The organism is Caulobacter sp. GW822-FHT07D08 (assembly GCF_058798735.1).
In genome coordinates this window covers 182,032-207,350 of record NZ_JBXAKU010000003.1, presented here as the reverse complement: position 1 = coordinate 207,350, position 25,319 = coordinate 182,032, and the positions used below count along the sequence as shown (strand labels likewise).

Here is a 25,319-nt window from a genome sequence, read left to right as displayed (position 1 = left end):
ACCAAATCGCCCCGCCCGGCCATGGAGGGGCCGGACGGGGCGCGGAGGCAAGGTTTCAAACCTTTCCTCCCGGGGGGGCTCTGAGCCCGTGACGCCGTCACGCTGTTCAGGGGAGACCTAGTACTTCACGTTGACGGTCAGGATCGCCTGGCGGCCCGGCGCCGGATCGGCGTGGTGCACGCCATTGGTGCGGGCGATGTAGCGTTCATCCGTCAAGTTCTGGATGTTCAGCTGCAGGTCGACCTTCGGGTTGATGCTCCACGAGGCGAAGGCGTCGTAGCGCGTGTAGGACGGCGCATAGATGCGGTTCGTACCGCCGCCGGCCCCGCCCTGGTTGCCGCCGAAGCTGGTCGACACGTAGTAGGCGCCGCCGCCCAGGGCGATCTGGCGGGTGATCTTGTACGTCGTGAAGGTCGAGAAGGTATGCTTGGGCGTATTGGCCAGCGGGTCGCCCTGGTTGACGCTGGTATAGGCGCCGCGGACCAGCTCGCTGTCCATGTAGGTATAGCCGCCGAACACCTGCCACTTGGGGGTGACGTTGCCCGAGAAGCCGAGTTCGAAGCCCTTCACCTCGACCTCGCCGACCTGGGCGTAGGTGTTGGCGTCGATCAGGATCTGGGCGTTCTTGCGGGTGGTCTTGAAGGCCGCCGCCGACAGGGCCAGCGTGTCGTGGAACACATTGGCCTTGGCGCCCAGTTCGAAGCTTTCGCTGTCTTCCGGCTCCAGCTGCACCGTGGCCAGGTTGCCCGTGCCGGTCGAGGTGTTGCTGTTCTGGTCGCCGCCCGAAATGCCCGGAGGCGTCGAGGAGGTGCCGTACGAGACATACAGGCTGGAACTGGTCGTCGGCTTGTAGACCAGGCCGACCTGGTAGTTGGTGAAGTCCCACGAGCCGCCGCGCGGCGTGTAGGTCACGGAGGTGACGACGCCGTTGGCGCTGGTCGAGGACGCGTCGACGCCACGGCTCTCGTAGCTGTCGTGGCGCAGGCCCAGGTTCAGCAGGACCTTGTCGCCGAGCTTGATGGTGTCGAAGCCGTAGATCGCGGCCGTCTTGGTCAGGTTGCGCGTGAGCGGCCCCTTGTTCAGCGTGCCGACCCAGACGTCGTTGGCGTTGGGCTTGTAGACGAGCGTGCAGTCCCCGCCGCCGACGCTGGTCAGGGCCGTCGCGGCGATCACGAAGCCGGTCGGGCAGGCCGAGGTCGTCGTACCGTAAGGCAGGTAGGCGGCGTTGCGGTTTTCCTCGCGGCTCAACTCGATGCCGACATCGAAGCTGTGTTCCAGGCCGGCGAAGACCTTCTTGCCGTGCAGGTCGGTGACCGCGGCGACCGTCTCGGTCGGGTTCCAGCGGCTCTTGGTCCCCCGCTTCATCCACCACTGGCCCTGGACGAACTGGGCCGCGCCGCCGTCGCCGGGGTTGGTGACCAGATAGTCGTTCACGCTCTTGGAGTAGCGAACCACCTGCCGGACGTTCAGGTCGTCATCGATCTTGTGGTCGATGGCGAAGGTGGCGATGTCCGACCTGGTCTTCTGGAAGTCGCGGCTCTTGATGCCGTAGAAGCTGCGACGGTCGACGTTGAGGATGCCCGAGGCCGTACGCGGCTCGGTCGTCTTGGTCATCAACGGGATGCCGTAGTCGGGCGTCTGGTTGGTGTCGAGGTGGTAGTAGGCGACGGTGATCTGGGTGTCGCCGTTCAGGCCGATGGCCAGCGAGGGCGCGACGCCCCAACGGTCGAAATCGACGGCCTTGCGGCCAGGGGTGTTTCCTTGCGTGCCCAGCACGTTCAGGCGCACCGCGACGCTGTCGTTGATCGCGTAGTTCAGGTCGGCCGTGGCGCGGACATAGGCGTCGGTGCCGACGCCGACCGAACCGCGTGCGAAGGTGTCGGCCTTGGGGGTTTTGGACGACAGGTTGATGCTGCCGCCGCCCGAGCCACGGCCACTATAGGCGCTGTCCGGACCTTTCACGACCTCGACCTGCTCGAGGTTGAAGATCTCGCGGGCCTGGCCGCCGCTGTCGCGGACGCCGTCGACGAAGATGTTGTTGGCCGAACTGGAGCCCCGGATGAACGGACGGTCGGCCAGCGGCTGGCCGCCTTCGCCGGCGCCGAAAGTGATGCCCGGCGAGGTGCGCAGGATGTCCTGCAGCGAGGTGGCGGCGGTCTGCTCGATGATCCGCGACGGGATGACCGTCACCGACTTGGGGGTGTCGACCAGCGGCGCGGTGAACTTGCTCGACGAGGGGTCGGCGACGCGGCGAGCGTCGATCTTGACGGTCGAGACCTCGGTCCTGTCTTCGTCAGCCGTTGGCGCGGCGACAGCCGGCGCGGTCGCGATGGCGGCGGCCCCCTCGCCAGCAGCGGCGGCGTGGGCCCAGCCGAGGCCCGCCAAGCCGGCGACGGCGGCCGCGCCCAGGGCGCGACGAGGCCGGCTGACAACGCCGGCGGAGTTCAAATTACGCATGATCGTCCCTATTCCCCGAGGACTCGCCGTGAGAGCCCCTCCTGAAATTGCGAGGCGTTCTTAGCGATCCTGCGATGCAGTCGCAATGATAATCGTTCTCAGTCGCGGTGAATGTGGCGGATGCCGGGCGGCTTGACCGTGCGGATGGCCACCGAGGCGCGTCCTAGGCGTCGCCAAAGGGTTTCTTGACGCCGCCGCCGCCGCGGGTCCCTATCCGCGCCGCTGTTCCGGAGTTCATGATGAAGACCGCCCTCGCCACCGCTTTCGCCATCCTCGCGCTTGCGACCGGCGCCCAGGCCTCCAACCTGAAGGCCTGCGCGGTCCCGCCCGTTGTAACCCCCGCCCCGGCCGAGGCGCCTCCGGCCGACGAGATCCACACCAACGTGCCGATCGCCGCCTATCTGCTGGCGCTGTTCTGGTCGCCCGAGGCTTGCCGCGCCGGCATTGCGGAGTCCGACAAGGTCATCCAGTGCCAGAACAACCGCTTCGGCTTCACGGTGCACGGCTTGTGGCCGAACGGGCCTGACAAGGTCCACCCGCGCTACTGCAAACCCAGCCCGCCGATGAGCCCGGCGACGGTGAAGGCCAATCTCTGCATGACCCCTTCGCCCTGGCTGCTGCAGCACGAGTGGCAGGCGCACGGCACGTGCAACTGGGACAGCCCCGAGGCCTATTTCAAAAAGGCCCAGAAGGTCCGCAAGGGCCTGAACGTTCCCGACCTGGCGCCCGTCGGCGAGACCATGACCGCCGGCCAGATCCGCGACGCCTTCCTCAAGCGCAACAGGGGCATGACCCGCGAGGGTCTCAATATCCGAGTCAAGGACGGCCGCCTGACCGAGGTCTGGGTCTGCCTGGACCTGAAGTTCAAGCCCGCCGCCTGCCGCGGCGGCAACGGCGCGCCGGACGCCTCGCCGGTGCGGGTGACGCCGCGGGGCTAGAGCTGTCCCGTTCAGATGGAGCCGCCCAACGGGACGGGCTCTAGGCCAGCGCTTCGATCTCCGCGTCGGTCAGGTCGCCTGGCACCACGGTGACGGGCAGCTTGCGCCCCGCGAAGCCGACGCCTTCCTTGGCGATGGCCGAGATCAGGGGGCCGGGGCCCCGGCCGGCCGTGGAGGTCGCCAGGATCAGGATCTTGATGGCCGGGTCGGCGGCGATGACCTGCTTCAGCGCCGTGCGGACGCCGTCGGCGTGCTTGATGATGAACTCGGGCGGCAGGCCGGTGGCGGCGACCACCTGACCGGCGAGGCTCTGCAGCAGGGCCTCGGCCTCCTCGCGCTCCTGGCGTTCGATCTCTTCGCGCACGCCGCTCCAGTGCTCGAACTCGGCGGGAGAGATCACCTTCAGCAGCGCCACGTGACCGCCGGTCGAGCGGGCGCGGCGGCAGGCGTATTTCAGCGCCGCCGCGAACTCCGGCGAGTCGTCGGCGACGACCAGGAACTTGCGGCGGCTGCCCAAGGCGTTGGATGAAGCGGCGTCGGTCATTTCGCGAGATGACGCCGCTTCATCGCCAACCTCAAGTCCCCCAAGAACTAGGCCCCCCAGAAGCCGACCAGCTTCTTGACCTCGGCCAGGGTCGGGGCGGCGGCCTCGGAGGCCTTGGCCGCGCCCTTGGCCAGGATGGCGTCCAGCACCGCCGGGTCACCGAGCAGGCCGCGCATCTTGTCGCCGACCGGGGCCAGTTTCTCGACCGCCAGCTCGGCCAGGGCCGGCTTGAAGGTCCCGAAACCCTTGCCAGCGTACTCGGCCAGCACCTCGGCCTTGGTCCGGCCGGCCAGCGCCGCGAAGATTCCGACCAGGTTGTCGGCCTCGGCGCGGGCGGTCAGCTCCTCCAGGGTTTCCGGCAGCGGTTCCGGATCGGTGCGGGCCTTCCTGATCTTGGCGGCGATGGTGTCGGCGTCGTCGGTCAGGTTGATGCGCGAATAGTCCGACGGGTCGGACTTGCTCATCTTGGCCGCGCCGTCGCGCAGGCTCATCACCCGCGCGCCCGGACCCTGGATCAGCGGCTCCGGCTGCGGGAAGAAGCCCGGCGCCCCGTAGTCGTGATTGAACTTCTGGGCGATGTCGCGGGTCAGCTCCAGGTGCTGCTTCTGGTCCTCGCCGACCGGCACTTGGGTGGCCTTGTAGATCAGGATGTCGGCCGCCTGCAGCACCGGATAGGTGTAGAGACCCACCGAGCTGCGCTCCTTGTGCTTGCCGCTCTTCTCCTTGAACTGGGTCATGCGGTCCAGCCAGCCGAGGCGGGCGACGCACTGGAAGATCCAGGCCAGCTCGGCGTGCTCGCGCACGGCCGATTGCGGGAAGATCGTCGCCTTGTCCGGGTCCAGGCCCGAGGCGATGTAGGCGGCCGCGATCTCGCGGGTCTGCTGGGCCAGGGCCGCCGGGTCCTGCCAGACGGTGATGGCGTGCAGGTCAGCCACGAAGATGAAGGTGTCGATCTCGTGTTGCAGGCGGCTGAACTTCACCAGCGCGCCGAGATAGTTGCCCAGGTGCAGGGCGCCGGAGGGCTGGACGCCCGAGAGCACGCGGGCGGGACCCGTATAGGCGATGGGGCCCGGGTCGACGGGAGCTTGGTCGGTCATGGCTTTAAGCCTTGTTGTCGAATTCGAGACGGATGGCGGGCGCGGAAACGCGCTTCTCGCGCCCCAGGGAGGAGCGCGCGATGATCGAAGTCAGAAAGAGCCGCGCCATCGCGGCGCGAGGGGACCGATCGGAGCCATGCCCCGCTGGTTAGCCTCCTCGCGGGCATGGATCAAGCCTTGCCACGTCGCAGCACCGCCTTCAGTTCGGCCGGCTTGACCCCGCCGAACAGGAACAGCAGCGGCGGATAGACCGCCACGCCGGCCAGGCAGGTCAGGGCCAGGGCGAACTCCTTGGCGCCGATGGCGTGGCCGGTCAGGCCAAGGCCGCGCAACGGCGCCTCGATCAGGTCGCGATAATGCGCGGCGGCGGCCAGCAACAGGCCCATGCCCAGGCTGGCGGTCAGGATCCGCGCCAATCGCGACCAGGTCCGCGACGAGGGGCCATATTCCTTCTTGGCCGAGAGCGCCCAGGCCATCTGGCCGACATTGATCCACGAGGCGATGGCCGTGGCCGCCGCGATGCCCTTGACCCCGACCAGTTGGAACAGGACCACGCCGAAGGCGATGTTCACCGCCACCGAGATCAGGGCGAACCGCATCGGGCTCTTGGTGTCGCCGCGCGCGAAGAAGGCCCGCGAATAGAGCTGCTGCAGCACGAAGGCCGGGGTGCCCAGGCCGTAGAAGAACAGCGCCGCCGCCGTCTGGCTGGCGTCGAAGGCGGTGAACTGGCCACGCGTATAGAGGCCGTCCGACAGGAAGCCGGGCATGGCGATCAGGGCCGCCGCGGCCGGCAGGGTCAGGGCCATGGCCAGGGTGATCCCCTGGTCCATGGCGCTCTGGGCGTCCGCGCGGTCGCCCGAATGCACGGCCCGCGACAGGCGCGGCAGCAGGGCCACGCCGATGGCCACGCCCACCAGGCCCAGGGGCAGCTGGTAGAGTCGGTCGGCCGTGGCCAGCCAGGTGCGGCCGCCCGGCACGTGGCTGGCCAGGTTGCCGGAAATGAAGATGTTGACCTGGGTGGCGCTGGCCGCCAGGGCGCCGGGGATGGCCTTGCCGATCAGCTCGCGCACTTCCGGCGTCAGGCGCGGCAGCCGCCAGTGGACCTTGGCGCCGGACTTGTTGACACCCCAGGTCAGCAGGGCGGCTTGCGCGACACCGGCGACCACGACGCCGATCGAGCCCCAGCGGGCCGCGTCGATCGCGGTGCTCTGCGGCAGGATGAACGCCAGGGTGCAGAGGTTCAGCAGGATCGGCGCGCCGGCCGACAGAATGAAGCGGTCGCGGGCGTTCAACACCCCCGACAGGTGGGCCACGATCGCCATGCAGGGCAGGTAGGGCATGGTGATCTGGGTCAGCAGCACCGCCAGCTTGTACTTCTCGGTGCCCCAGCCGAAGCCCGGGCTGATCAGCATCATCAGCCACGGCATGGCCAGCTGGCAGACGACGGTGATGAGGATGGTCGAGGCCGCCAGGGTCGCCATGGCGTCGGCGGCCAGGATGTCGGCCTTCTCCTCGCCGTCGCGCTGCAGCGACTTGGCGTAGGCCGGCACGAAGGCCGCCGCGAAGGCGCCCTCGGCGAAGAACCGGCGGAAAAGGTTCGGGAAGGCCAAGGCCGCGTTGTAGGCGTCGGCCGCCGGGGTGGCGCTGGCCCCCATTCGGTACGAGACCGCGAGATCGCGCGCGAAGCCCATGAACCGGCTGACCAGGGTCAGGCCGGAATAGATCGCCGACGACTTGAGCAGCCCGCCCGTCTTTGGCGCGGGAGGGGGCGCGGGCGGCGTATCGGCGGAGGCGGGGGGAACGGCGTCGGTCACCAGCGGCTTCTGGGGTCTCGGGCGAGGGGCGTCAAGGGTGGCGCTGCCCCCCTCCACCGGCTCCGCCGGTCCCCCTCCCCCAAGAGGGGAGGAGAGAGAAGAGGACGCGGTTCCCTCTCCGCCCCGCTTGGGGGCGGACAGACCTGCGTGAGCAGGTCAGGTGGGGGCCTGTGCTGAGCCGGCACGGCTTGGCGGCTTCACGCGGCGCGGCCGCTGAAGATGTATGGGGAGGCGACGGAGCGGCCGGGCGAACCCGGAGACCGTGAGGGTTTGTTTGTGTTTCGGCTCGCGAGTCCGCTCCGCCAGGCTGTTCTTGCCCGTGAGGATGGGGGGCGTGAGCGTCTTTCAGCTCGGGACCCCACTAGCCCCCGGACGGGCGCGGACCAAGTCGATCGGCTACATCCGTCTCGACCCCGACGATCCACGATAGGCGGCTTGTACGATCACCGCCCTGTCGCTCCGCTGATGGCTTTGATCCCGAAGACCGCCCGTTCGCCAACCGATCCGCCTAAAGAGTACGGACGGGGCGACTTTCGAACCTCCAGGAACCGCCAGCGGCCCCGCTCAACCTATCCCCGCCGCCGTCTTGGGCCGGATCCAAACGCCCTCCCCCGCGACGGGGACGCATTGAGTATCGCGGCGGATTCAACGCGGATCATTCAGGGGTGTGAAAAAGTGGGAAGCCGTTGATTTCGTGGGGTTCGGCGCCGTGAACACCGGGGATACAGCGCCCTCAATCCCCACAAACAACCGTCATTCCCGCCCTTGTGGCGGGAACTCCTGGTTCAGCTGACACGTGAGACGCCTTGGCGGGCCGGCCCGCCACACCTCCGCCCTTGCGGCGGACAGAGGGGTTCCCGCCACAAGGGCGGGAATGACGACGGTTATGGGGTCTCGGGATCACCAACCCTCCTTCACCCCAGCGGGTATTCCCGTTCCAGCCGGTAGGCCGAGCCTTCGCTGGTTTGCCAGCTGGAATAGAGGCCGAAGCGGTCGACCGGGAAGGCCGGCGAGCGCAGCAGGTTGTTGGCCTGGATCCAGGCGCCGACCTCCTGGACCGAGGCGCGCTTCAGATAGGCCAGGGTGACGTGGGGGGTGTAGAGGCGGCTCTCGGGCTGGAGCCCCACCGACCGCGCGGCGCGCTCATGGGCCTTCTGCAGGCGGCGCAGCGGCGCGCCGTCCTCGACCCCGGCCCAGACGGCGTGGAGGTCGGCGCCCTCGCCGAAATGGCCCACGCGAGCCAGCTCCAGGTCGAAGGCCGGCGCGGCGATCTCGGCCAGCGCCTCGTCCAGCTCGGCGGCCACCGGCTCCTGCACGTCGCCGATGAACTTCAGCGTGATGTGGAAGGCCGCCAGCGGCCGCCAGCGCGCGCCCTCGATCCCGTGCTGGCGCGAGAGCAGGCCCTGACCGATCTCCGGCGGGATGGCGATGGCGGTGAACAGGCGGATCATTGGCCGATAAGCGTTACGGGCAGGGATTGGGCTGGCGGGCGTGGATGTCGTTGACGGCCTTTTCCAGCTCGTCGGTCCAGGTCAGGTCGAAGGCGTCGATGTCGGTCTTCAGCTGGGCCATCGAGGTGGCGCCGATGATCGTGGCGGTCACGAACGGGCGCGCATCGCAGAACTTCAGCGCCAGCTGGGCCGGGTCCAGGCCGTTGGCCTTGGCCAGCGCGACATAGGCGCGGAACGCCTCCACCGCGCCCGGGCCCTCATAGCGCTGCATGCGGTTGTAGAGCGCCTTGCGCGAGCCCTCGGGCAGGCCGCCGTCCAGGTACTTGCCGGTCAACTGGCCCTGGGCCAGCGGCGAATAGGCCAGCAGGCCGACCTGCTCGCGCATGGCGATCTCGGCCAGGCCGAACTCGAACGTGCGGTTGGCCAGGTGGTAGGCGTTCTGGATCGAGGCGATGCGGGGCAGGCCCCCACCCCCGTTCTTTGGGGTCTCGCTCTCGGCCAGGAACTTCATCACGCCCCAGGGGAACTCGTTCGAGACGCCGACATGGCGGATCGAGCCCTTCTTCACGTGGGCGTCCAGCGCCTCGAGGATGTCGCCGAACGCTTCGAAGTCCTGCTCGTAGTCCCGGTAGGACTGGCCGCCGAACACCCGCACTTTCCGGTCGGGCCAGTGCAGTTGGTAGAGGTCGAGATAGTCGGTCTTCAGGCGGCGCAGCGAGCCCTCGACGGCCTCGTCGATCTGGGCCTTGGTCTGGCGCGTGGTCGCGCCGTCCTTGCGCATCCACGACAGGCCGCCGAAGGCCGCGCCCTGGCCGGCGACCTTGGAGGCCAGCACGATCTCGTGGCGCTTGCCGGTCTTTTCCAGCCACGTGCCGATATACTGCTCGGTGCGTCCCTGGGTCTCGGGGCTGGGCGGGCTGGCGTACATCTCCGCCGTGTCCCAGAAGGTCACGCCGCGCGAGAGCGCGTAGTCCATCTGTTCGTGAGCCTCGGCCTCGGTGTTCTGCGAGCCCCAGGTCATGGTGCCCAGGCAGCAGCGCGAGACCGACACGTCGGTGCGGCCGAGCTTGACGTACTGCATGGGCGAGCCCCTCTTTCGCCCTATTGGGCGGGTTTCTTGGCGCCCCATTGGGCAAGCTTTGTCAGGCAAGCGTTCTAAGGGCTGTCATCGCGTCACCGCAAGACGCGTCGATGGCCGCGTCAGGGAACCGGCCCCTTCACGAACGCATACCATGAACACTTTCGTGAGGGGATTGCGCGACCGGTCGCGACACCCGATATTCGTCTAGCGTCCACCGTGGACGCTCTAGCTCAAGGGCTTACTTCGATGAACGACTTCAACCGCGGCTACGCGCGCTCGATCCCGGCGGATCGCGCCGACATGTCGGTTGACGCCGGCCTGCGTACTTTCATGCTCGGCGTCTACAACAAGGTGGCGCTGGGCCTCCTGCTGTCGGCCGGCCTGGCCTTCCTGACCAGCGCCTATACGCCGGTCGCCAGCCAGCTGTACGTGCTGACCCCGGACGGCCGCCTGGCCGGCTTCACCATGCTGGGCACCATCGTCCGCTTCGCGCCGCTGGCCATGATGCTGGTGGCCATGTTCGCCATGAAGAACCCGACGGCGCGTTCGTCGGGCATCCTCTACTGGGCCCTGGTCGCGTCGATCGGCGCGGGCGCGGGCGTGTGGCTGCTGGCCTATACCGGCGCCTCGGTGGCCTCGACCTTCCTGATCACCGCCATCGCCTTCGGCGGTCTGAGCCTGGTGGGTTACACCACCAAGAAGGACCTGACCGGTCTCGGCAGCTTCCTGATCATGGGCCTGATCGGCCTGGTGCTGGCTTCGCTGGTCCAGATGTTCCTGCACCTGCCGGGCCTGAGCTTCATCATCAGCGTCCTGGGCGTGCTGATCTTCGCGGGTCTGATCGCCTACGACACCCAGCGCCTGAAGATGACCTACTACCAGTTGGGCGGCGAGCAGCAGTCGATGGCCGTGGCCACCAACTATGGCGCGCTGAACCTCTACCTGAACTTCATCAACCTCTTCCAATTCCTGCTCAGCATCCTGGGCAGCCGTCGCTAAGACGGCCACCGGTCCGACCGAAGGGGCGGACCGGAGACTGGAAAGAACCGAGATCGAAACGACGAAGCCCCGGCGGGAAACCGCCGGGGCTTTTTCTTTGACCGCATCGCGCCCACAGTGTCGGGGATGGAGACGACCATGATCCGAACCCTCGCCCTGACCGCCGCACTGCTGTTCGCCATCGGCGCCCATGCCGAGACGACGCTCCCGGCCTATCCGCCGGTCGCCAAGACCCCGAACCTCTCCACGCCCCTGAACCTCAAGCCCGTCGGTCCGGTGGAGCTGCGTTACGCCCAGGCGCGGCCGCCCTTGCCGCGCGGCGTGGCCCGGACGGCGATCGAGCGGCGCGAGGGCGGAGTCTCGGGCGGGATCGGGGTTCTGTGCGGCATCCAGCCCAGCGCCGACACCAGCGGGGTGGGCGCCGCGCGGGGCTACGACAATGAAGGCCGCTTCGTCGGCGCCAAGCTGGGTTTCTCGTTTTAGCGGTCAGTCGACGACCGAGAACTTGCCCTTCTCGAACACCCGCAGCACCTGGGCCAGTTCGTGGCCGCGCTTGAGGATCTGGCCGCCCTGGCCGGTCACCGCCCAGGCGCCCTGCTTGCGGGCCAGGGCCGGACGCTTCTCGACCCGATAGAGCGGCGCTTCGGCCGTGTGGCGGAAGATCGAGAAGACGGCGTGGTCGGACAGGCCGGCGATGCCGTAGTCGCGCCACTCGCCGGCAGCCACCATGCGGCCGTACAGGCGCATCAGCTGATCCAGCTCGCGCCGTTCGAAGAAGACGACGCCGCCGACGGGCGCGGATTGGGATTCCAAGGCCATCGGCGGAATCTAATCCCAAATCGGACGATTGGAACAGCCTGGCGCCACGAAACCCCGGCCTTCGTGTCACGCCGGTCACGCCCGGCCAAAAAGACACGCCACGGCCATGCTGCGCCCCGATATGACCTTATTTCGGTCGTTCGCCCGCCTGTTTGCGGGTCGATAAAGTGATTGTCGGCTGATCGGACACCCTGTGGTCCAGGATCCTGAACAGCCCCCCCCAGCCCCCCAGATCGCGGGCCGGTCAGCCGACAAACTCTATATCCCCTCCCCCAAATGAGCCCGCGCGGATCCCCCCTGCCGCGCGGGCTTTTTTGCGCGCGCGCCTCATCCATGACGTGTCTCATCCATGACACAGCCCGCCCAGAAACGACCTTTGTTTGGTCCAGTCCTCGCCTGTTTGGGCGGCGATAAGGGATGTGTCGACGAAGAGCGGACCGGGTTCCTGTCCAGCCCCCCCAGCCCGCCCGGTCACGAGACGCTTCTCGTCGGCATGCAAAGGAACCCGCGTGGCCCGTCCCCTCCGGCCACGCGGGTTTTCTTTTGACGGGCTCTTGAAGTTCAGAGACCTCAGCGCTCGGGGGTGGTGGTTTCCAGCACGCCCAGGATGCGGCCGCCCTTGGCGCCCTGCACCAAGACCACGCTCTCCAGACCGTCGTCGGTCGAGGCCGGCAGGCGATAGAGCTTGGGCCGGCCTGCCCAGGGACCCAGCTTGACCAGTTCGCGCACCACATTGCGGTGAACCAGGGTCTGGCCCTTGTTGTCGCCGCGCTTGACGGCGATGTCCTGTTCGCGCGGGTCGTAGCGCACCAGCCAGACCTCGGCCCCGCCGCGCGGCGCCGGACCCGAACCGACGGCGACGCGCGTCTTGCCGACGAACTGCATGTCCGGCGGATCGATGGGCGAGCGCCTGGCGGTCTTGACCAGGCCCTCGACCGCCTCGGCCTTGGCGCCCGACACCTGGACGCGGCCGCCCACCACCATCTGGGGCGTGGGCACGTCGCGCAGGGCGAACTTCTTGGCGTAGGCGCGCTGGCGCTCGGCGAAGCTCGGCTTGGCGAAGGTGTCCTTCCAGCCGAGATAGTCCCAGTAGTCGACCGAATAGGTCAGGGCCAGGACGCCGTCCTGCTTGGAAAGATCCGCCGCCAGCTGGTTGGCCTTGCCGCAGGACGAGCAGCCCTGGGCCGTGAACAGCTCGACCACCACCGGCGGCTTGGCGGCCCACGCGGCGGGCCCCCAAGACAGGGAGATGGCGACGCCGGACAGGGCCAGGGCGAGCAGGGAGAGGGCGGCCTTACGCATTGCGGGTCACTTAAGCCAAGAACGCCCGAGATAGCCGTTCACGAGGCCGTGAATAGCGTCGGTCATGGGGAGAAAAGGTGGAGACATCGTTGTCACGCGCTCCTCCAACGAAAACGGCCGACCCCCGAGGGAGCCGGCCGCCTTTTTCGTGCGCCTGAACGCTTCGCTTAGCTAGCCGACTTGGCCAGGTTGCGCAGCACGTAGTTCAGCACGCCGCCGTTCTTGAAGTACTCAAGCTCGGTCGGCGTATCGATGCGGCAGCGCACCGGGAAGCGGGCGATGCGGCCGTCGGTCGGGCGATAGAGCTCGACGATCAGCTGCTTGCGCGGCGCGAGGTCCGTGAGGCCGCGGATCGAGACGATCTCCTCGCCGGTCAGCTCCAGCTTCTGCCAGCCGTCCTGGACGAACTGCAGCGGCAGCACGCCCATGCCGACCAGGTTCGAGCGGTGGATGCGCTCGAAGCTTTCGCAGATCACCGCGCGGACGCCCAGGAGCTTGGTGCCCTTGGCGGCCCAGTCGCGCGACGAGCCGGTGCCGTATTCCTTGCCGCCGAACACGACCGCCGGACGACCTTCGGCCTGGTACTTCATGGCCGCGTCGTAGATCGGCATCACTTCACCGGTCGGGAAGTGCTTGGTCACGCCGCCTTCGATCTCCGGGGTGATCTTGTTGCGGATGCGGATGTTGGCGAACGTGCCGCGCATCATGACCTGGTGGTTGCCGCGGCGGGCGCCGTAGCCGTTGAAGTCCACCGGCTGGACGCCGTGGTCGATCAGGTACTGACCGGCCGGGCTGGAGGTCTTGATCGAACCGGCCGGGCTGATGTGGTCGGTGGTGATCGAGTCGCCGAACACGGCCAGGATGCGGGCTTCCACGATGTCGGTGACCGGAGTGGGGGTCATCGAGATGTCGGGGAAGTACGGCGGGTTCTGGACGTAGGTCGAGTCGCCTTCCCAGGCGTAGGTCTGGCCGCCGGTCACCTTGATGCCCTGCCAGTTCTTGTCGCCCTTGAAGACGTCGCCGTAACGGGTGGCGAACATCTTCTCGTTGATGGCCTTGCGCTGCAGGGTCGCGATGTCTTCGTTCGAAGGCCAGATGTCCTTCAGGAAGACGTCGTTGCCCTTCTTGTCCTGGCCGATCGGCTGGGTGGCCAGGTCGATCTTCATCGTGCCGGCCAGGGCGTAGGCCACCACCAGCGGCGGCGAGGCCAGGTAGTTGGCGCGCACGTCCGGGTTCACGCGGCCTTCGAAGTTGCGGTTGCCCGACAGCACCGAGCAGGCGACCAGGTCGTTGTCGTTGATCGTCTTGCTGATGGCTTCCGGCAGCGGGCCCGAATTGCCGATGCAGGTGGTGCAGCCATAACCCACGAGGTTGAAGCCGAGCGCATCGAGGTGCTTGGTCAGGCCAGCCTTGGCCAGATAGTCGGTGACGACTTGCGAGCCGGGGGCCAGCGAGGTCTTCACCCACGGCTTGACCTTCAGGCCCTTGGCCACCGCGTTCTTGGCCACCAGGCCGGCGGCGATCAGGACCGAGGGGTTGGACGTGTTGGTGCACGAGGTGATGGCGGCGATGACCACGTCACCGTGGCCGACGTCGAAGTTTTCACCCTCCACCGGGGCGCGCAGGTCAGGCTGATCGGCCTTGCCGAACTCGCCCGCCAGCGATTCCTGGAACTTGTAGGAGGCTTCCGACAGCAGGACGCGGTCTTGCGGGCGCTTGGGGCCGGCCAGCGACGGGAGCACCGACGACAGGTCGAGTTCCAGCGTGTCGGTGAAGGTCGGCTCGGGCGTGCCCGGCTCCCACCACAGACCCTGTTCCTTGGCGTAGGCTTCGACCAGGGCGACGCGCTCGGGCGTGCGGCCGGTGCCCTTCAGATAGGCCACGGTCGAGGCCGAGATCGGGAAGAAGCCGCAGGTGGCGCCGTATTCCGGGGCCATGTTGGCGATCGTCGCCTGGTCTTCCAGGGTCAGGTTGGCCAGGGCGTCGCCGTAGAATTCGACGAACTTGCCGACCACGCCCTTCTTGCGCAGCATCTGGGTGACGGTCAGCACCAGGTCGGTCGCGGTCGCGCCTTCCGGCATGGCGCCGGTCAGCTTGAAGCCGATGACTTCCGGGATCAGCATCGGGATCGGCTGGCCCAGCATCGCGGCCTCGGCCTCGATGCCGCCCACGCCCCAGCCCAGGACGGCCAGGCCGTTGACCATGGTGGTGTGGCTGTCGGTGCCGACGACGGTGTCGGGATAGGCGACTTCATCGCCGTCGACTTCGTTCGTCCAGACCGTTTGAGCCAGATATTCCAGGTTCACCTGGTGGCAGATGCCGGTGCCGGGCGGCACGACGCGGAAGTTGTTGAACGCCGACGAACCCCAGCGCAGGAAGCGATAGCGCTCGATGTTGCGCTCATACTCGCGCTTGACGTTGTCGTCATAGGCCTTCGGGTTACCGAAGTTGTCGACCATCACCGAGTGGTCGATGACCAGATCGACCGGGTTCAGCGGGTTGATCTTGGCCGGGTTGGCGCCCAGGGCGACCATGGCGTCGCGCATGGCGGCCAGGTCGACGACGGCGGGAACGCCGGTGAAGTCCTGCATCAGCACGCGGGCCGGACGGAAGCTGATCTCGTGCTCGACCGAGCCCTTGTTCTGCAGCCAGGCGGCGACGGCCTTCAGGTCGTCTTCCGACACCGAAACGCTGTCTTCGTTGCGGAGCAGGTTCTCCAGCAGCACCTTCATCGACACCGGTAGCGACGAAGTTCCGGTCAGACCGGCTTCCTCAGCGGCGCGAAGGCTGTAATAGACGTAAGACTTGTTGCCGACCTTCAGTTCGCGGCGGGCTTTCAGGCTGTCAACAGACGCCATGCTCAAGGATCCTTCTCTGTCCACGGCCGTCCGAAAACCGCTCCCGGGATCACGCGCTGATCGAAAGGGACACACAGGTTCCGCCTCCGCGCCGCGTACCACCCAAAACGACTGGAGGGGGACGACCGCGCGCTTATTAGCGCCGCCGTCGTCGAACGTCCATGTCGCGCGCGGGGTCTTGACGTGTTGAGAGTTGTTCTCATTAAGGAACTGGCGATCACGCGGGGCGAGCGCACGCTGTTTTCGCGCCTGGATCTGACGCTGCGCGCCGGCGAGGCGGCGGTGCTGATGGGCCGCAACGGGGCCGGCAAGACCAGCCTTTTGCGGGCCGTGGCGGGACTGCTGCGCCCCGCCGAAGGAACGATCGCCTTCGAGAGCGAGACCGGACCGATCGAGGCCGACACCGCGCGGGCCGAGCACCTGCACCTGCTGGGCCACCAGGACGGGCTGAAGTCCAGCCGGACGGCCTGGGAGGAGCTGCGCTTCCAGACGCTGTGGACCGGCGGAACCGAGGATAACGCCCGGGCGGCGGCCAAGCGCTTCGACCTCAATCGCCTGCTGGACCTGGAAGTCCGCCGCCTGTCGGCCGGCCAGCGCCGCCGCCTGGCCCTGGCGCGGCTGGCGGCCAGTCCGCGGACGCTATGGCTGCTGGACGAGCCGATGGCCCCGCTGGACGCGGGCCAGCGCGCCGCGTTCGGCCAGGTGATGGCCGAGCATCTGGCCGGTGGCGGCATGATCCTGGCCTCGGTGCACGATCCGCTGCCGATCCCGACCCGGTCGGTGCCCATTGGAATGGAAGGAGCCGGGCGATGAAAGGCTTCGGCATCCTCCTGCGGCGGGAACTGGCCCTGGCCTGGGGCAAGGGCGGCGGGCCGCTGCTGGCCCTGACCTTCTACGCCTGCGTCGTGGTGCTGCTGCCGATGGCCTCGGGCCGAGCGCCCGAGCGCCTGGCCGCCATCGCGCCCGGGATCGCCTGGCTGGCCCTGGCCCTGGCGGCGCTGCTGTCGCTGGAGCGCCTGTTCGAGCGCGACTACGAGGACGGGACCCTGGACCTGCTGGCCCTGGGTCCCGCGCCCTTGGAGGCCGTCGCCGTAGCAAAGTGCCTGGCCCAGTGGCTGGCCACCGGCGCGCCGCTCGCGCTCGCCGCGCCGATCGCGGCGCTGATGCTGGGCGCGGATCTCAAGGTCATGCCGCTGCTGGTGCTGTGCGCCCTGGCCGGCGGCCTGGCCTTCGCCTTCCTCGGCGGTCTCGGCGCGGCGCTAGCCCTGGGCAGCAAGCGCGGCGGCCTGCTGGTGGCGGTGATCGTCCTGCCGCTGTTCGCCCCGCCGGTGATCTTCGGAGCCGGGGCGCTGGACGGCTATTCGGCCGGCCTGCCGTGGACCGGCGGGCTGCTGCTGCTGCTGGCCTACTGCGTCGGCGCGATCGCCCTGTCGCCGCTGGCCATGGGCGCGGCCTGCCGGAACGCCTTGGATTGAGCCAAACATGTCATCCCTGGCGAAGCGCAGCTACGACCCAGGACCGCGACAGGCTCGGAGCTTCCGGCGGTCCCGGCTCGGCGCGCTCCGCGCTTGGCCGGGATGACAGTTTTCAGGGAGTCGGCGCCACCGTCGCCTGGATGTCGCCCAGCGCGGCCTTCTTCTCACCCAGCACCACCGCCAGAGAACCGCCGATGATCAGCAGGCCGCCGGCGAACAACGCCGCGGTCAGGTGGTCGCCGAACAGCAGCACGCCGCAGCAGGCGCCGATCAGCGGCTCGATATTGATGAACACCCCGGCGCTGGCCGCGCCGACGCGGGCCGCGCCATATTGCCAGGCGGCCGTGGCCAGGAGAGTGGCCAGGACGCCCTGGGCCAGGATCGCGGTCCAGACCGGGGCGCTCAGGGTCAGTTTCGGCGGGCCGTGCATGACGAAGGCGATCGGCAGGACGGTCGCGGCCGCGATGATGATCGACACCGCCGGGATGGCCATGGCGTTCGGGGCCTTCGGCGCGCGGCGCAGGGTCAGCAGCCAGGCCAGGAACAGGAACAGCGCGCCCAGCGACAACGCCACGCCCAGCGGCGAGCTGGCCCCATCCGGCTTGCCGGCGATCAGGGCCGCGCCCAGGGTCGCCGCCGCCACGCCCGCCCAAGACATCCGCGAAACCTTCTCGCCCAGCACCTTGGCGCTGACCGCGATCAGAGCCGGCATGGCGCCGACCAGCAGGGCCGCGACCGTGACGCTGACATGGGCAAGGCCCTCGAACTGGACCATGAAGGCCACGCCGTAGAGCACGCCCGCCAGAAGCACGACCGGCGACTTGAACAGGGCCCGGACCTCGGGCGAGCGCAGGGCGAACGGCGCGGCGGCCAGGGCGGCGACCACGAAGCGCAGCAGCACCATATGGGCCGCGTCCATCTCGGTCAGGATCAACTTGCCGGTCGGAAAGCCCAGGCCCCAGCACAGTCCCGCCAGCGCCAGGGCGACGAAAGCGATCGACTTCATAAAAGGACTCCGGGCCGGAAACGCGGGCAGACCGGCGCGGACGCACGGCGGGACCGGCGTCCTCTAGATCACGACGATCCCGGAACTGGCAGCTGACATAAAGCACGCCAGCTTGAGCGCAAACACGGAACCTTTCGCGGACTTCGTCAAACATGGAACATTGTTCATGTTTTCTGACATTTTCGCGCCATATCCCGATGGCCAAGCTCTCGCCATCATACGACAGGGAGCTCACAACCATGCGTAAAACCCTTACCCGCCTGGCGTTTGCAGGGGCTGCCACAACCCTTCTCGCCGGCGCGGCCCTGGCCCAGGTTCCGCCGCCTCCGGCCCCGCCCGCCCCGCCGCCGCCGCCGGAAGCGCCCCTGCCTCCCATGCCCCCGATGGACATGATGATGGCGATGGGTCCGGACATGATGTTCATGCGCCAGGACCGCCACGCCGACCCGGAAAAGCGCGCCCAGCGCCTGCGCGACATCCTGCAGCTGCGCGGCGACCAGGACGGCGCCCTGAAAGCCTATGTCGAGGCCACCACGCCCAAGACCGTCATCGAGAAGCGCCAAGTCTCCAAGAACGACAAGAAGGACGGCGACTCCAAGCGCGAGGGGGGCGAATGGGCCGAGCGCAAGCCGCTGACCACCCTGGAGCGCCTGGACCGCGTGACCAAGGCCGCCGACGCCATGAAGACGCGCGCGGAAGCCACCCGCGCTTTCTACACCGCCCTGACTCCGGCCCAGCAGAAGACCTTCGACATCCTGGGCATGGGCGAGGGCGAAGGCGATCAGCGCGTCTTCGTGCGTCGCTTCGAAACCCGCGGCCCGATGATCAAAAGCGACGACCGTAGGGTCGTCATCCAGCGCAAGGTCGGCTGACCCCGACCGAGCACGAAGGCGCGTCGGGCCTGCAACCGACGCGCCTTCTCCTCTTCAGTAACGATACGACCATTGCCCGCGCTCTCGCCGCGCTCTAAGCAGCCGATATGGACGCGCGCCACACGTTCGATTTCCTGACCAACCCCGAGCGGTTCATGGCCTTCTCGCGGTGGGCCGCGCCGTGGCTGGGCGCGCTGTCGGCCCTCGCCGGGATCGCCGGCCTGGTCATGACCTTCCTGGTCCCCGAGGACTATCAGCAAGGCGACACGGTGCGGATGATGTTCATCCACATTCCGGCCGCCTCGCTGGCCATCTTCATCTATGTCTGCCTAGGCGCGGCCAGTTTCCTGGCCCTGGTTTTCCGCCAGGCCCTGGCCGACCTCGCCGCCCAGGCCTGCGCCCCGATCGGCGCGGCCTATACGGCCCTGGCCCTGATCACCGGCTCGCTGTGGGGCAAGCCGATGTGGGGCGCCTGGTGGGTGTGGGACGCGCGTCTGACCTCGGTGCTGGTGCTGTTGCTGTTCTATCTCGGCTACATGGCCCTGCGGGGGGCTCTGGAAGATGAGCAGAAGGCCGCCCGCGCCGCCGCGATCCTCGCTTTGGTCGGCCTGATCAACCTGCCGATCGTCAAGTTCTCGGTCGAGTGGTGGAACACCCTGCACCAGGGCTCCTCGACCTTCATGGCCAAGGATGGCGACGGCCTGCCGGCCATCTACGCCTGGCCGGCCGTCCTGATGGGCCTGGCCTATCTCGGCGGCTTCGGCGCGCTGTGGCTGGTCCGCATCCGCGGCCTGGTGTGGCGGCGCAAGGCCCGGAGCCTGGCCATGAAGCTGGCGGAGGGCGCGCGATGAGCTTCGACTTCGACGCCGGCAAGTACGCCGTCTATCTGTGGCCCGCCTTCGCCATCTCGGCGGCGGCTTTCGCCTGGATGATCGCCGACAGCCTGCTGACGACCCGCCGGTGGAAGCGCGAGGCCGAACGCCTGCAGGCCGAGTTGAACGAGGTCGGCCAAGAAGGTGTTGGGCCGTGAGGCGCTGGCTGGCCTTCACGCCGCTGATCATCCTGATCGCCCTCGCGGCCCTGTTCGCGGGTTTCGCCCTGAAGCGTGATCCGCACGTCCAGCCGCACGCCCTGGTCGGCAAGCCGATGCCGGCCCTGTCGTTGCCCGAACTGGACAGCGGCCGCCCGGCCCCGATCCGGGCCACAACGGACGGCCCGATCCTGGTCAACTTCTTCGCCTCGTGGTGCGCCCCCTGCGAGGTCGAGCACCCGCAGTTGATGGCCCTCAAGGCCCAGGGCGTGAAGGTGGTGGGGATCGCCTACAAGGACGCGCCGGCCAACACCCAGGCCTTTCTGACCCGCCTGGGCGATCCCTTCGCCGAGCGGCTGGTCGACCGCGACGGCCGCGCGGGCCTGGAGTTCGGCGTCACCGGCGTGCCGGAGACCTATCTGGTGGGCTCGGACGGCACGATCCTGGCCAAACACACCGGCCCGCTGACGCCCGACGCGGCCGAGGACCTGCTGAAGAAGGCCCGCTAGACCGCGCCCTTCCCGAAGGAAGGACGCGGCCCCAGAGCGTCGGCCTCAGCCCTGGATGAAGGCCAGCAGGTCCTTGTTGATCGTCTCGGCCTCGGTGGTCGCCATGCCGTGCGGGAAGCCCGGATAGGTGATCAGCTGACCGTTCTTCAGCAGCTTGATCGCCTGGCGGGCCGAGGCGTCGATCGGCACGACCTGATCGTCCTCGCCGTGCAGCACCAGCACCGGCACATCGATGACCTTCAGATCCTCGGTGAAGTCGGTTTCCGAGAAGGCCGCCACACAGTCGTACAGCGCCTTGACGCCGGCCATCATGCCCTGGCGCCACCAGTTGTCGATCACGCCCTGGCTGACCCGCGCGCCCTCGCGGTTGAAGCCGTAGAACGGGCCGGCGGCGACGTCGCGGAAGAACTGGGCGCGGTCATTGGCCGTGCCATTGCGGAAGCCGTCGAACACCTCCAGCGGCAGGCCGCCCGGATTGGTCTCGGTCTTCAGCATCAGCGGCGTCACGGCGCCGACCAGCACGGCCTTGGCGACACGGCCGGGCTCGGCCCGGGCCACGTAGTGGGCGACCTCGCCGCCGCCGGTCGAGTGACCGATGTGGATGGCGTTCTTCAGGTCCAGATGCTTGGCCAGGGCGATGACGTCGGCGGCGTAGGTGTCCATCTCGTTACCGGTGTCGGTCTGGCTGGACCGGCCGTGGCCGCGACGGTCATGGGCGATGACGCGATAGCCCTTGGCCAGGAAGAACATCATCTGCGCGTCCCAGTCGTCCGACGACAGCGGCCAGCCATGGTGGAAGACGATCGGCTGGGCGCTCTTCGAACCCCAGTCCTTGAAGAAGATCTGGGCGCCGTCACTGGTGGTGAAATAGCCGCTGCTCATGTCCGTTTTCCCTCTGACTGGGAGGCCGTCTGGCCCGTCCCGTTGTTCCGATGAGGAGAGAATGAACGCGGACGATCATCGCGGATATGGAAACTATGCAAACCCATCGTTTCTGATTTTGAACTTTATCCGCCGACGCCCTTGAGCACCCAGTCGTAGCGCTGGGCCGGCTGGTAGCCGACGATCGGACTGGCGCGGACGATTTCCCGCAGGTTCTCGTCGAGATCGCGCATGACGACGTCGATCAGAGAACTGCGGGCCACCCGGATGGCCTCATCCTTGGGCGCGGTCCGGGCGCAGGCCGGACAGCGCGCGGCAAAACCATCGCCCTCTCGCACGACCTGGACATCGACGCGGCACGCTCCGCACTGCACGACATGGTCGGCCATCGCTCGCCTCCTGTTCCGCAATTCAGAATGGAACAAAGAGAGAACTATGAAAAGCCAAAACGCAAAACGGGCAGCCCCTTTCGGAGCCGCCCGCCTGATAGCGTCCGGAATGGAAGCTGAAGAAGCTTACGCTTCTTCGGCCGCCGCTTCCTTCTTGGACAGGTCTTCGCCAGTTTCCTGATCGACGACCTTCATCGACAGCTTGGTCTTGCCGCGATCGTCGAAGCCCAGGAGCTTCACCTTGACGATCTGGCCTTCCTTCAGCACGTCCGACGGCTTGGCGACGCGTTCGTTGCTGATCTGGCTGACGTGGACGAGGCCGTCCTTGGCGCCGAAGAAGTTCACGAAGGCGCCGAAATCGACGACCTTCACGACCTTGCCGTCGTAGATCTTGCCCACTTCGGCTTCGTCGGTGATCGACTTGATCCAGTCGATCGCGGCCTTGATCTTGGCGCCGTCCGAGGCCGAGACCTTCACGGCGCCTTCGTCGTTGATGTCGACCTTGGCGCCGGTGGTGGCGACGATCTCGCGGATCACCTTGCCGCCGGTGCCGATCACTTCGCGGATCTTGTCGGTCGGGATGGTGATGGTCTCGATCTTCGGCGCGTAGTCGCCGACGTCTTCACGCGGGGCGTCCATGGCCTTGTTCATTTCGCCCAGGATGTGGGCGCGGCCTTCGTGAGCCTGGGCCAGGGCCTGCTTCATGATCTCCGGGGTGATGCCGGCGATCTTGATGTCCATCTGCAGCGAGGTCAGGCCTTCGCTGGTGCCGGCGACCTTGAAGTCCATGTCGCCCAGGTGATCTTCGTCACCCAGGATGTCCGACAGAACCGCGAAGCCGTCCTTTTCCAGGATCAGGCCCATGGCGATGCCCGAGACCGGACGGATCAGCGGCACGCCGGCGTCCATCATGGCCAGCGACGAACCGCAGACCGTGGCCATCGAGGACGAGCCGTTCGACTCGGTGATCTCCGAGACCAGGCGGATCGTGTAGGGGAAGTCTTCCTTGGCCGGCAGCATCGGGCGCAGAGCGCGCCAGGCCAGCTTGCCGTGGCCGATTTCGCGGCGGCCCGGGCTGCCCATACGGCCGGTTTCACCGACGCTGTAAGGAGGGAAGTTGTAGTGCAGCAGGAAGGATTCCTTGTAGGTGCCTTCCAGCGCGTCGATGAACTGCTCGTCGTCGCCGGTGCCCAGGGTGGCGACCACGATCGCCTGGGTCTCGCCGCGGGTGAACAGGGCCGAACCGTGGGTGCGCGGCAGGATGCCGACTTCGCCCAGGATCGGACGGACGGTGCGGACGTCGCGGCCGTCGATGCGGATGCCGGTGTCGAGGATCGAGCGACGGACGATGTCCGCTTCCAGTTCCTTGAAGACCGAGACCAGCTTCAGCGGGTCGATGCCGGCCGGGTTGGTGTCGCTCTTGGCGAAGGTCTCGATGGCCTTGGTCTTGGCGGCGCCCAGGGCGGCGACGCGTTCGGCCTTGCCACGGATGGTGTAGGCTTCGGCCAGATCCTTGCCGACGGCCTTCTTCACTTCGGCCTTCAGGGCGTCGGTGTCTTCCGGTTGGAAGTCGAAGGGCTCCTTGGCGGCGTGCTCGGCCAGGTCGATGATCGCGTCGATCACCGTCTGCATTTCCTTGTGGGCGAAGTTGACGCCGCCCAGCACGATCTCTTCCGAGAGCTCCTGGATTTCCGATTCGACCATCATCACGGCGTCGGCGGTGCCGGCCACGACGAGGTCCATCTTGCTTTCCTTCAGCTCGTCGAGCGTCGGGTTCAGCACGTAGGCGCCGTCAACGTAACCGACGCGCGCGGCGCCGATCGGGCCCATGAACGGGGCGCCCGACAGGACGAGGGCGGCCGAGGCGGCGACCATGCCCAGGATGTCGGGATCGTTCTCGAGGTCGTGCTGCAGCACGGTGACGACGACCTGGACTTCGTTCTTGAAGCCCTTGACGAACAGCGGACGGATCGGACGGTCGATCAGGCGGGAAACCAGGGTTTCCTTTTCCGACGGACGGCCTTCACGCTTGAAGAAGCCACCGGGGATCTTGCCGGCCGCGAAGGTCTTTTCCTGATAGTTGACCGTCAGCGGGAAGAAATCTTGACCGGGCTTCGCCTTCTTGGCGAACACGGCGGTGGCCAGGACGACGGTTTCGCCCATGGTGGCCAGAACGGCGCCGTCGGCTTGACGGGCGATGCGACCGGTTTCGAGGACCAGCGTCTTGCCGCCCCACTCGATCGTCTTGCGCTTGATATCGAACATTTTTGCTTCTTTCGGTTCCGAAGGACCCATTTCCTTCAGGACGGACAGGGGCGGGCGGCCGAAGGGCGGTCCCGAGATTTCCTCATCCAGTTCGACAGGCGTCCGGAGATCGTGATCTCCGGCTTACGTGTTCAGATCGCGCATACAGCGGACCCGCGGCGACCTTTCGTTTCGGCCTGTCTCGAAACGAAGGCTTAGACTTGTCGCGTGACGAATATCGAAGCCGGAAACCACTTTCGGCAAACCAGCTCGACCGGCACGCTCCAAAAAAGCATTCGGCCGCTCTACGAAAGCAGAGCGGCCGAATTGTGCCTTAGCGACGCAGACCCAGCTTTTCGATCAGGGCCTGATAGCGACCGGCGTCGGACTTCTTCAGGTGGTCGAGAAGCCGGCGACGCTGGGAAACCAGCTTCAGCAGGCCACGACGGCTGTGGTTGTCCTTCTTGTGCGTCTTGAAGTGCTCGGTCAGGTTCGAAATGCGTTCCGAGAGGATCGCGACCTGGACTTCAGCGCTGCCGGTGTCGCCAGTGGTGCGGGCGTGTTCGGCGATAAGAGCGGCTTTGCGCTCGATGGTGATCGACATCGGGTTGTCTCCGCTCAGGTGAGTTGGAAGACCCGCACCGGATTGAGCTTCCCGGCGCGCATCTCGCACAGGGCCACCAACCTGTCGCCGGACATGGCGGAAACGGTGCGATCGCCGGGCGTGAGCTCGGCTTTCAGCGTTTCAACCTGCCTCGGAAGCAGGACGATGGCGCGTCCCTGTGCAAGCCGGAAGGCGTCTTCGTCGGTCACGGCCAACGCCGGGATGTCGTCCAGCGCGGTCTCGACCGGAAGCAATGCCTCCGACAGCCGGGCCTCATAGCTCAAATTCTCAAGGGTTTCCAGCGATATCGCGGTCGCCTCGGCGAAGTCGCCCACCCGCGTCCGGCGCAGCTCGGCGACGTGACCGCAGGTTCCCAGCGCCTTGGCCAGGTCCCGGACCACGGCCCGGACATAGGCGCCCTTGCCGCATTCCATCTCCAGGGTCAGGTGATCGGGATCGGGAATGTCGGCGATCCGGAGGTCGTGGATTTTGATCTTGCGGGTCGGCAGCTCGAACTCGACCCCGTCACGCGCCAGGTCATAGGCGCGCTCGCCGTCGACCTTGATGGCCGAGAAGTTCGGCGGGACCTGGTCGACCTCGCCGATGAAGGCGGGAAGGGCGGCTTCGACCTGCTCGCGGGTCGGCCGCACGTCGGAGGTTCCGGTCGTCTCGCCCTCGCGGTCCAGGGTCGTGGTGTCGCGGCCCCAGGCGATGGTGAAGCGATAGGCCTTGTCGGCGTCCATCAGGAACGGGACGGTCTTGGTCGCCTCGCCCAGGGCGATGGGCAAGATCCCCGTGGCCAGCGGGTCCAGCGTGCCGGCATGGCCGCCCTTCTGGGCGTTGAAGGCGCGGCGCACCCGGCTGACGGCCGTGGTCGAGGTCAGGTCGTAGGGCTTGTCCAGGCAGATCCAGCCCGAGACGGCGTCACCCTTCTTGCGGCGAGCCATG

25 protein-coding genes are annotated in these 25,319 nt (G+C 67.5%); 9 read left to right on the top strand and 16 right to left on the bottom strand.

Annotated features, from left to right (window positions below; translation table 11 throughout):
• Nucleotides 1-117: 117 nt before the first annotated feature.
• Nucleotides 118-2,457 carry a TonB-dependent receptor gene (locus AC1RJ9_RS07575; RefSeq protein WP_492837802.1) on the bottom strand — a complete coding sequence of 780 codons (2,340 nt, stop codon included), beginning with the start codon at nt 2,455-2,457 and terminating at the stop codon, nt 118-120.
• Nucleotides 2,458-2,696: 239 nt separating this feature from the next.
• Between AC1RJ9_RS07575 and AC1RJ9_RS07570 the strand changes: the two genes are divergently transcribed.
• Nucleotides 2,697-3,395: a ribonuclease T2 gene (locus AC1RJ9_RS07570; protein ID WP_492837803.1), complete on the top strand. Its 699-nt coding sequence runs from the start codon at nt 2,697-2,699 to the stop codon at nt 3,393-3,395.
• A 40-nt stretch (nt 3,396-3,435) separates the two neighbouring features.
• Here AC1RJ9_RS07570 and AC1RJ9_RS07565 read toward each other — a convergent pair whose 3' ends face one another.
• From AC1RJ9_RS07565 to AC1RJ9_RS07540, 6 genes are all read right to left on the bottom strand, one after another.
• On the bottom strand, nt 3,436-3,939 hold the full coding sequence (locus tag AC1RJ9_RS07565) for a universal stress protein (RefSeq protein WP_492837804.1): 504 nt from the start codon (nt 3,937-3,939) through the stop codon (nt 3,436-3,438).
• A 47-nt stretch (nt 3,940-3,986) separates the two neighbouring features.
• Nucleotides 3,987-5,036, bottom strand: coding sequence for a tryptophan--tRNA ligase (gene trpS / locus AC1RJ9_RS07560; protein ID WP_492837805.1), 1,050 nt, complete (start codon nt 5,034-5,036; stop codon nt 3,987-3,989).
• A 90-nt stretch (nt 5,037-5,126) separates the two neighbouring features.
• A complete protein-coding gene (locus AC1RJ9_RS07555) occupies nt 5,127-5,174 on the bottom strand; it encodes a hypothetical protein (RefSeq protein WP_370450218.1) in 48 nt (15 codons plus the stop codon).
• A 32-nt stretch (nt 5,175-5,206) separates the two neighbouring features.
• The gene (gene murJ, locus AC1RJ9_RS07550; RefSeq protein WP_492837806.1) at nt 5,207-6,850 is read right to left on the bottom strand and encodes a murein biosynthesis integral membrane protein MurJ; all 1,644 of its coding nucleotides are present in this window, start codon (nt 6,848-6,850) and stop codon (nt 5,207-5,209) included.
• A gap of 914 nt (nt 6,851-7,764) precedes the next feature.
• Nucleotides 7,765-8,301 (bottom strand): RNA 2',3'-cyclic phosphodiesterase, encoded by a 537-nt coding sequence (gene thpR / locus AC1RJ9_RS07545; protein WP_492838824.1) that lies wholly within the window; start codon nt 8,299-8,301, stop codon nt 7,765-7,767.
• Between the two features lie 13 nt (nt 8,302-8,314).
• Nucleotides 8,315-9,382, bottom strand: coding sequence for an aldo/keto reductase (locus AC1RJ9_RS07540; protein WP_492838825.1), 1,068 nt, complete (start codon nt 9,380-9,382; stop codon nt 8,315-8,317).
• 246 nt (nt 9,383-9,628) lie between these two features.
• On the opposite strand from AC1RJ9_RS07540, the gene AC1RJ9_RS07535 reads away from it, so the two are divergent.
• Both AC1RJ9_RS07535 and AC1RJ9_RS07530 read left to right on the top strand, forming a co-directional pair.
• The gene (locus AC1RJ9_RS07535; RefSeq protein ID WP_492838826.1) at nt 9,629-10,381 is read left to right on the top strand and encodes a Bax inhibitor-1/YccA family protein; all 753 of its coding nucleotides are present in this window, start codon (nt 9,629-9,631) and stop codon (nt 10,379-10,381) included.
• Nucleotides 10,382-10,519: 138 nt separating this feature from the next.
• Entirely contained in the window at nt 10,520-10,864 is a 345-nt protein-coding gene (locus AC1RJ9_RS07530) for a hypothetical protein (protein ID WP_492838827.1), read from the top strand.
• 3 nt (nt 10,865-10,867) lie between these two features.
• Here the strand turns inward: AC1RJ9_RS07530 and AC1RJ9_RS07525 are convergent, their stop codons facing one another.
• The 3 genes from AC1RJ9_RS07525 to acnA form a co-directional block, all read right to left on the bottom strand.
• Entirely contained in the window at nt 10,868-11,200 is a 333-nt protein-coding gene (locus AC1RJ9_RS07525; protein WP_492838828.1) for a DUF2794 domain-containing protein, read from the bottom strand.
• A gap of 570 nt (nt 11,201-11,770) precedes the next feature.
• Nucleotides 11,771-12,502, bottom strand: a complete 732-nt coding sequence (locus AC1RJ9_RS07520) for a DUF1223 domain-containing protein (protein WP_492838829.1) — start codon at nt 12,500-12,502, stop codon at nt 11,771-11,773.
• Between the two features lie 167 nt (nt 12,503-12,669).
• Nucleotides 12,670-15,360: an aconitate hydratase AcnA gene (gene acnA / locus AC1RJ9_RS07515; RefSeq protein WP_492838831.1), complete on the bottom strand. Its 2,691-nt coding sequence runs from the start codon at nt 15,358-15,360 to the stop codon at nt 12,670-12,672.
• Between the two features lie 183 nt (nt 15,361-15,543).
• Between acnA and ccmA the strand changes: the two genes are divergently transcribed.
• Nucleotides 15,544-16,173 carry a heme ABC exporter ATP-binding protein CcmA gene (ccmA, locus tag AC1RJ9_RS07510; protein ID WP_492838833.1) on the top strand — a complete coding sequence of 210 codons (630 nt, stop codon included), beginning with the start codon at nt 15,544-15,546 and terminating at the stop codon, nt 16,171-16,173.
• The gene (gene ccmB, locus AC1RJ9_RS07505; RefSeq protein ID WP_492838834.1) at nt 16,170-16,835 is read left to right on the top strand and encodes a heme exporter protein CcmB; all 666 of its coding nucleotides are present in this window, start codon (nt 16,170-16,172) and stop codon (nt 16,833-16,835) included. Before ccmA ends, ccmB begins: the two co-directional genes overlap by 4 nt.
• A gap of 112 nt (nt 16,836-16,947) precedes the next feature.
• Here ccmB and AC1RJ9_RS07500 read toward each other — a convergent pair whose 3' ends face one another.
• On the bottom strand, nt 16,948-17,841 hold the full coding sequence (locus AC1RJ9_RS07500; protein ID WP_492838835.1) for a DMT family transporter: 894 nt from the start codon (nt 17,839-17,841) through the stop codon (nt 16,948-16,950).
• Nucleotides 17,842-18,080: 239 nt separating this feature from the next.
• Between AC1RJ9_RS07500 and AC1RJ9_RS07495 the strand changes: the two genes are divergently transcribed.
• The 4 genes from AC1RJ9_RS07495 (at nt 18,081) to AC1RJ9_RS07480 (ending at nt 20,252) form a co-directional block, all read left to right on the top strand.
• Entirely contained in the window at nt 18,081-18,713 is a 633-nt protein-coding gene (locus tag AC1RJ9_RS07495) for a Spy/CpxP family protein refolding chaperone (protein ID WP_492838836.1), read from the top strand.
• 107 nt (nt 18,714-18,820) lie between these two features.
• Entirely contained in the window at nt 18,821-19,564 is a 744-nt protein-coding gene (ccmC, locus tag AC1RJ9_RS07490) for a heme ABC transporter permease CcmC (RefSeq protein ID WP_492838837.1), read from the top strand.
• Nucleotides 19,561-19,743 carry a heme exporter protein CcmD gene (ccmD, locus tag AC1RJ9_RS07485; protein WP_492838838.1) on the top strand — a complete coding sequence of 61 codons (183 nt, stop codon included), beginning with the start codon at nt 19,561-19,563 and terminating at the stop codon, nt 19,741-19,743. Before ccmC ends, ccmD begins: the two co-directional genes overlap by 4 nt.
• Complete coding sequence (locus AC1RJ9_RS07480; protein WP_492838840.1) at nt 19,740-20,252, top strand: DsbE family thiol:disulfide interchange protein; 513 nt, start codon at nt 19,740-19,742, stop codon at nt 20,250-20,252. Before ccmD ends, AC1RJ9_RS07480 begins: the two co-directional genes overlap by 4 nt.
• 45 nt (nt 20,253-20,297) lie before the next feature.
• Here the strand turns inward: AC1RJ9_RS07480 and AC1RJ9_RS07475 are convergent, their stop codons facing one another.
• From AC1RJ9_RS07475 to truB, 5 genes are all read right to left on the bottom strand, one after another.
• Entirely contained in the window at nt 20,298-21,134 is an 837-nt protein-coding gene (locus AC1RJ9_RS07475; protein WP_492838841.1) for an alpha/beta fold hydrolase, read from the bottom strand.
• 125 nt (nt 21,135-21,259) lie between these two features.
• Nucleotides 21,260-21,523, bottom strand: coding sequence for a hypothetical protein (locus AC1RJ9_RS07470; RefSeq protein ID WP_492102370.1), 264 nt, complete (start codon nt 21,521-21,523; stop codon nt 21,260-21,262).
• A 126-nt stretch (nt 21,524-21,649) separates the two neighbouring features.
• Nucleotides 21,650-23,788, bottom strand: a complete 2,139-nt coding sequence (pnp, locus tag AC1RJ9_RS07465) for a polyribonucleotide nucleotidyltransferase (RefSeq protein WP_492838843.1) — start codon at nt 23,786-23,788, stop codon at nt 21,650-21,652.
• 313 nt (nt 23,789-24,101) lie between these two features.
• Entirely contained in the window at nt 24,102-24,371 is a 270-nt protein-coding gene (gene rpsO, locus AC1RJ9_RS07460) for a 30S ribosomal protein S15 (RefSeq protein ID WP_099581985.1), read from the bottom strand.
• 14 nt (nt 24,372-24,385) lie between these two features.
• Nucleotides 24,386-25,318, bottom strand: coding sequence for a tRNA pseudouridine(55) synthase TruB (gene truB / locus AC1RJ9_RS07455; protein ID WP_492838846.1), 933 nt, complete (start codon nt 25,316-25,318; stop codon nt 24,386-24,388).
• Nucleotide 25,319 lies beyond the last annotated feature (1 nt).